At 59.1% G+C, this 6,424-nt stretch carries 7 protein-coding genes; 5 read left to right on the top strand and 2 right to left on the bottom strand.

Translation table 11 applies throughout. The annotated features are described in order from the left end of the window. The 3 genes from trpB to JWR17_RS04070 form a co-directional block, all read left to right on the top strand. Positions 1-1,200, top strand: a 1,200-nt coding sequence (gene trpB / locus JWR17_RS04080) for a tryptophan synthase subunit beta (protein ID WP_299828564.1), incomplete at its 5' end; no start/stop codon positions are given. Continuing rightward, the gene (gene trpA / locus JWR17_RS04075; protein WP_299828562.1) at positions 1,197-2,009 is read left to right on the top strand and encodes a tryptophan synthase subunit alpha; all 813 of its coding nucleotides are present in this window, start codon (positions 1,197-1,199) and stop codon (positions 2,007-2,009) included. The genes trpB and trpA, both read left to right, overlap by 4 nt. A gap of 123 nt (positions 2,010-2,132) precedes the next feature. Next, a complete protein-coding gene (locus JWR17_RS04070; RefSeq protein WP_299828560.1) occupies positions 2,133-2,564 on the top strand; it encodes an anti-virulence regulator CigR family protein in 432 nt (143 codons plus the stop codon). Positions 2,565-2,713: 149 nt separating this feature from the next. Here JWR17_RS04070 and JWR17_RS04065 read toward each other — a convergent pair whose 3' ends face one another. Next, positions 2,714-3,046: a DOPA 4,5-dioxygenase family protein gene (locus JWR17_RS04065; RefSeq protein ID WP_299828558.1), complete on the bottom strand. Its 333-nt coding sequence runs from the start codon at positions 3,044-3,046 to the stop codon at positions 2,714-2,716. 94 nt (positions 3,047-3,140) lie between these two features. Here JWR17_RS04065 and JWR17_RS04060 point away from each other — a divergent pair, with 94 nt between their 5' ends. Continuing rightward, a complete protein-coding gene (locus JWR17_RS04060) occupies positions 3,141-3,725 on the top strand; it encodes an NAD(P)-dependent oxidoreductase (protein WP_299828556.1) in 585 nt (194 codons plus the stop codon). Positions 3,726-3,847: 122 nt separating this feature from the next. Here the strand turns inward: JWR17_RS04060 and JWR17_RS04055 are convergent, their stop codons facing one another. Then, a complete protein-coding gene (locus JWR17_RS04055) occupies positions 3,848-4,798 on the bottom strand; it encodes a LysR family transcriptional regulator (RefSeq protein WP_299828555.1) in 951 nt (316 codons plus the stop codon). A gap of 114 nt (positions 4,799-4,912) precedes the next feature. On the opposite strand from JWR17_RS04055, the gene betC reads away from it, so the two are divergent. After that, positions 4,913-6,418 carry a choline-sulfatase gene (betC, locus tag JWR17_RS04050; protein ID WP_299828553.1) on the top strand — a complete coding sequence of 502 codons (1,506 nt, stop codon included), beginning with the start codon at positions 4,913-4,915 and terminating at the stop codon, positions 6,416-6,418. Positions 6,419-6,424: the final 6 nt, after the last annotated feature.

Here is a 6,424-nt window from a genome sequence, read left to right as displayed (position 1 = left end):
GATGAAGACGGACGCTTCGGCATCTATGGCGGCCGTTTCGTCGCCGAAACGCTCATGCCACTCATCCTCGAGTTGCAGGCCGAGTGGGAAAAAGCCAAGGCCGATCCGGCATTCAAGGCGGAACTCGAATATCTCGGGACGCATTATATCGGCCGCCCCAGTCCGCTCTATTTTGCCGAACGTCTCACCGCCGAACTCGGTGGCGCCAAGATCTATTTCAAGCGCGAAGAGCTGAACCACACCGGCGCGCACAAGATCAACAACTGTATCGGCCAGGTGTTGCTGGCCAAGCGTATGGGCAAGAAGCGCCTGATCGCTGAAACCGGCGCCGGCATGCATGGCGTCGCCACTGCTACTGTTGCAGCGCGTTTCGGCCTGCCGTGCGTGATCTACATGGGCGCCACCGACATCGAGCGGCAACAGGCCAACGTGTTCCGCATGAAGCTACTGGGCGCTGAAATTGTCCCGGTCACCTCCGGCACCGGCACCCTGAAAGACGCCATGAACGAAGCGCTGCGCGACTGGGTGACCAACGTCGACGACACCTTTTACCTGATCGGTACCGTGGCTGGCCCACACCCGTATCCTGCCATGGTCCGTGACTTCCAGTCGATCATTGGCAAAGAAACCAAAGAGCAGTTGCAGGAAAAAGAAGGCCGTCTGCCAGACAGCCTGATCGCCTGCGTCGGTGGCGGTTCCAACGCCATGGGCCTGTTCCACCCGTTCCTCGATGACGCCAGCGTGAAAATCATCGGCGTCGAAGCCGGTGGTCACGGCGTTGACACCGACAAGCACGCAGCCAGCCTGAACGGCGGCGTTCCTGGCGTATTGCACGGTAATCGCACCTACTTGCTGCAAGATGCCGACGGGCAGATCACTGACGCGCACTCGATTTCCGCCGGCCTCGATTACCCCGGCATCGGCCCGGAGCACGCTTACCTGCACGAAGTGAAACGCGTCGAATACGTCAGCATCACCGATGACGAGGCCCTCGAAGCCTTCCACCATTGCTGCCTGCTGGAGGGGATCATCCCCGCGCTGGAAACCGCCCACGCCCTGGCCGAAGCCATGAAGCGCGCGACCAACCTGCGCGATGACCACCTGATGGTCGTCTGCCTTTCGGGCCGTGGCGACAAAGACATGCAAACCGTGATGAGCCACATGGCCGCCGCTGAAAAGACTCAGGAGAAGCTGGTATGAGCCGCCTCGAACAACGTTTCGCCGAGCTGAAAACCGAAGGCCGTGCCGCGCTGGTGACCTTCATCACCGCGGGCGACCCTGGCTATGACGCGTCCCTGGCGATCCTCAAGGGCTTGCCGGCAGCCGGCGCCGATGTGATCGAGCTGGGCATGCCCTTCACCGACCCAATGGCCGATGGCGTGGCGATTCAACTGGCGACCCTGCGCGCACTGGATGCCGGACAGACGCTGGCAAAAACCCTGAAGATGGTTCGTGAGTTCCGCGTCGACAACCAGAGCACGCCGATCGTGCTGATGGGTTACTACAACCCGATTCACCGCTTTGGCGTCGAGGCCTTCGTGGCTGAAGCCCACGCCGCGGGTGTCGACGGCCTGATCATCGTCGACCTGCCGCCTGAGCATGACGCCGAACTGGCGACCCCGGCCCAGGCCGCCGGTATCGACTTCATCCGCCTGACCACGCCAACCACCGACGACGTTCGCCTGCCACGCGTGCTGGAACGCAGCTCTGGCTTCGTTTACTACGTGTCGGTGGCCGGTGTGACCGGTGCTGGTTCTGCCACTTCCGACCAGGTCAAAACCGCGATTGAACGCCTGCGTCGCCACACTGACCTGCCGATCAGCGTCGGTTTTGGCATTCGTACCCCTGAGCAAGCCGCAGCCATTGCCAAGCTGGCAGACGGTGTAGTGGTCGGTTCAGCGCTGGTGGACAAGATCGCCACTGCCGCCTCCCATGAACAGGCCATCGACGACGTGTTGAGCTTGTGCTCGGCTTTGGCGGAGGGCGTGCGCAAGGCGCGTGTCAATTAAAGGTAAAGATTGGCTGACAGGTGGAATTTAAACCTCGCCTGACACACTAAGTTACAAGTAGAAGGGGTTCATTGCCGACGGCTTGAGCCCCTTTTTACTGCCCGCATTTCGAGGAATGAAGTAATGAAATTGCCAACCCGTTTAATTGCAGGTCTGGGGATCTTGATGATCACTGCCAGTCCGTTGTTGCATGCCGATGAACGCGATCAACACGATCAGCATGATCAAGGTCATCAGGGTGAAAATCACCAGGGTCAGGACCGTGGTCACGATGACCACGACCATGGTCGCCCGCCTGCGAACTTCGACGAAGCGCGTCGCTCGTTCCACGATCACCGCGAATTCATTGGCCGCGGGCAGCCTCTGCCACCCGGCGTGCGCATCGAACGCGGCCGTCCTCTGCCCCGTGGTTACGGCGAACGCCTGGACCCACGCGCGTTGGAACAACTGCCACGCTACGACGGCTACGAATGGCGCCGCGTCGGCCCGGACGTGGTGCTGATCGCCCTGACCACTGGCGTGATCTACACCGTGCTGGATGGTGTGTTGAATTGATTTGATTCCCCGGCGATTTGCCGCAATGAATCTGTAAGACGCAGATTCATTGTGGGAGCGAATTCATTCGCGAATGCTTTGTGTCATTCACCAACTTTGTGTAATATGCCACCTTCTTCGCGAATGAATTAGCTCCCACATGATCTCCGTCACCGCTTGAAGATCGAAACATCCAATTCCCGCACCGCCCCCATCCAGATCGCATGTTCCGTGTGATCCGCCAGGTCATCGCCCGTCAACGGGTGCAGAAACACCACCAGCCCCTTGCGATTCAGCGCCAGCCACAGCATGACATCGGCCAACTGCGCGTGCTCGAAGGCCAGCTGGCAGCTCCAGTCCGGATGCGGTCCCACCGGACGCTCATGCACCCTGCCCATCTTCAATCCAAAACGTTGCGTCGCTTCTTCGCACAACACACGCGCCTGATCGAGGGTGTCGGCGTTGAAATAGACATGCGCGTGATAATCCTGAACAGCGTGCATACTCAATCTCCAGCTCAATCTTCAGAAAAGCCCTGCTGAATAACTCAGGTCACAACTGTAGAGTGCAGTTATCCACAGACAAGGATTATTTGCCATGAAGAACGCCGAAACCCCGGTTCTGAAGCTGGTCCTGTACGGCGCCATCAGCAGTTTGGGTAGCGCCTTGATGGCAGAGTTGCTGCACCGCCAGCACGAAGTCATCGCCATCCTCGATGACCTCAACGCCCTGACGCCACGCCCGGGATTGCGCACCAAAATCGGCAGCCTGGCCGACGCCGAGCAAGTCAGCCAAAGCGTGGCGGGGAGTTCGGCGGTGATTTGTCTCCTGGACCAGAGCCCGACCCTGATTGATTCGACCAGCGCCACCCAACACTTGATCGACGGTATGCACCGGATGGGCATCAAACGCTTGATGCTGGTGGGTGACTTTGACGAGTCTTCGGAGATCTACCTGCAAGGCATCGTCGACTTATTGACCTTCAGCGAACTGAACTGGACCTTGATCAACAGCCCGAAAGGCGTGCTCGGGCTGACCATTGAACACTTCAACCAGATTAGCGAAACCCTCGAGCCCGACCTGGCCGATCCCCTGCTACACCTCGGCCGAGTCGCTGCTGGCATCGCCGATGAACTCGACCTGAACCTGCATGTGCGTGAGCATGTGAATTTTGTGTTCTGAGCGGACGCAAAACCCCTGTAGGAGCGCGCTTGCCCGCGATGGGGCCATCAAATCCGACATTCTCATCGGCTGACACAACGCTATCGCGGGCAAGCGCGCTCCTACAAAAGCAGCCTGCACCACTACACCGCTATCAAAGGCAACGGCCTGCCCGCCAGCAAATTCCCACTTTGCGCCTGTTCGGTTGCCAGCCAATCGACAAACTGCTGTACCAATTGCACCCGGCGTTTGCGTTGCGGCAGGACGACGTAATAGCCGTAGCCCGAGATGGCGGTGGCGGCAATGGGGCGGCAGAGGAGGTTTTGTTCCAGCAGGGCGTCGACCAGGTGCCGCCAGCCGATGGCCACGCCCTGGCCGGCAATCGCCGCCTGGATCAGCAGGGTGTAATTGTCGAAGCGTAATTGCCCGGGGGCCGGGGCCTTGGCGATGTTCAGGGCGCGGAACACACCGGTCCAATCAAACCAGTTGCTGCTGCCTTCGCCCCGCAGGTGCAGCAGTGGGAATTCCAGCAGCGCTTCGGTCGGCAAGGGCAGGGTGCGGCCGCTGAGCAATTGCGGGCTGCACACCGGAAATACTTCTTCGCTGAACAGCCAACGGCTTTCGCCCTGCTTGAATCGCCCATCGCCAAACAGCACCGCGACGTCGACATCGGCGCGCAGCATGTTATGGCTGCGCTCGCTGGTGACCAGGCTCACGTCCACATCAGGGTTAGCCTGGTGAAAACGATGCAAGCGTGGCATCAACCAGTAGGCAGCAAAGGCAAAATCAGTGGCGACCTGCAACACCTCATGCTGACGCTGGGCGGTGACCGCATTCAACCCGGCATCAATCGACTGCATGCCCCCCTGCACGTAACCAAACAGCACCTCGCCAGCGTCAGTCAGCTCGATGCCGCGGTAGATGCGATCAAACAACCGCGTCGACAGTTGCTCCTCAAGGCGTTTGATTTGCTGGCTGACCGCAGGCTGCGTGGTGCCCAGTTCTACGGCGGCGGCGGTAAAGCTGCGCTGGCGAGCGGCGGATTCAAACACCCGAAGCAGGTCCAGCGACATATCTCCCAGCGCTTCATACATAAGCCAGCCTTATCCTAGGTATTGTTTTGTGTGGGCTTTACCGCCCAACCCATGGGTCGCATGCTCATGGACAGCACTCTCGCATAAACATCCACTATGGAATGCCGCGAATACATGAAGCGCAAGAACATTCTTTTTATCATGGCCGATCAAATGGCCGCGCCGATGCTGCCGTTTTACGCGTCATCTCCAATCAAAATGCCCAACTTAAGCCGCCTCGCCGCTGAAGGCGTGGTGTTCGACGCCGCCTATTGCAACAGCCCGCTGTGTGCCCCGTCGCGTTTTACCTTGGTGAGCGGTCAGCTCCCGAGCAAGATCGGCGCCTACGATAACGCGGCCGATTTCCCGGCTGACATTCCGACCTACGCACACTACTTGCGCGGCCTCGGCTACAAAACCGCGCTGTCCGGCAAAATGCACTTTTGCGGCCCGGACCAGTTGCATGGCTACGAAGAGCGTCTGACCAGTGACATCTATCCGGCAGACTACGGCTGGGCAGTGAACTGGGACGAGCCGGATGTTCGACCAAGCTGGTATCACAACATGGCCTCGGTACTGCAAGCCGGCCCGTGCGTGCGGACCAATCAGCTCGATTTCGACGAAGAAGTGGTGTTCAAGGCCCAACAGTACTTGTTCGACCACATACGTCAGGACGGTGATGCGCCGTTTTGCCTGACTGTCTCCATGACCCACCCGCACGATCCATACACCATCCCGAAACCGTTCTGGGACCTGTACGCCGACGAAGACATTCCAATGCCGCCAGCCCACGCCGATCAGGCCGCGCTGGATCCGCACTCGCAGCGTTTGCTCAAGGTCTATGATCTGTGGGACAAGCCAATGCCTGTGGATAAGATTCGCGACGCACGCCGCGCTTACTTCGGTGCATGCAGTTACATCGACAGTAATGTCGGCAAACTGCTACAAACCCTTGAGGATTCCGGACTGGCTGACGACACCATTATTGTGTTCTCCGGTGACCACGGCGACATGCTCGGTGAGCGTGGTCTTTGGTACAAAATGCATTGGTTCGAAATGGCTGCGCGCGTACCGTTGCTGGTCTACGCTCCAGGCCAATTCAGGGCTGGCCGGGTTGGCGCCGCGGTGTCCACCGCCGATTTGTTGCCAACTTTCGTGGCGTTGGCCGGAGGCGAACTGGACGCCGGATTGCCGTTGGATGGTCGCTCGCTGTTGCCGCACCTGAACGGCGAAGCAGGGCATGACGAAGTGTTCGGTGAATACATGGCCGAAGGGACAATTGGTCCGCTGATGATGATTCGTCGCGGCGCTTATAAGTTCATCTATTCGGAGCAAGATCCGTGCTTGTTGTTTGATGTGAACAACGATCCAAAAGAGCTGGAGGAACTGAGCCAATCAGCCGCCCATCAACAACTGTTCACCGATTTCCTGGCCGAAGCACGGGCCAAGTGGGACATACCGGCGATACACCACCAGGTGCTCGCCAGCCAGCGTCGTCGACGCTTTGTCGCTAAGACGCTGGCAATCGGCAAGCTGAAGAGTTGGGATCACCAGCCGCTGGTAGACGCCAGTCAGCAATACATGCGCAACCATATCGACTTAGACGATTTGGAGCGTAAGGCACGTTATCCACAACCTTAACCCTGC

It is taken from the genome of Pseudomonas sp., from assembly GCF_028293835.1.
Taxonomy (GTDB): Bacteria; Pseudomonadota; Gammaproteobacteria; order Pseudomonadales; family Pseudomonadaceae; genus Aquipseudomonas.
The sequence above is the reverse complement of the archived record's forward strand: the minus strand, read 5'-3'. Positions and strand labels throughout refer to the sequence as shown.

Excerpts from the sequence above, each read along its gene's own strand:
- trpA (WP_299828562.1), top strand. The coding sequence starts at position 1,197 with ATGAGCCGCCTCGAACAACGTTTCGCCGAGCTGAAAACCGAAGGCCGT.
- JWR17_RS04070 (WP_299828560.1), top strand. The coding sequence starts at position 2,133 with ATGAAATTGCCAACCCGTTTAATTGCAGGTCTGGGGATCTTGATGATC.
- JWR17_RS04065 (WP_299828558.1), bottom strand. The coding sequence starts at position 3,046 with ATGCACGCTGTTCAGGATTATCACGCGCATGTCTATTTCAACGCCGAC.
- JWR17_RS04060 (WP_299828556.1), top strand. The coding sequence starts at position 3,141 with ATGAAGAACGCCGAAACCCCGGTTCTGAAGCTGGTCCTGTACGGCGCC.
- JWR17_RS04055 (WP_299828555.1), bottom strand. The coding sequence starts at position 4,798 with ATGTATGAAGCGCTGGGAGATATGTCGCTGGACCTGCTTCGGGTGTTT.
- betC (WP_299828553.1), top strand. The coding sequence starts at position 4,913 with ATGAAGCGCAAGAACATTCTTTTTATCATGGCCGATCAAATGGCCGCG.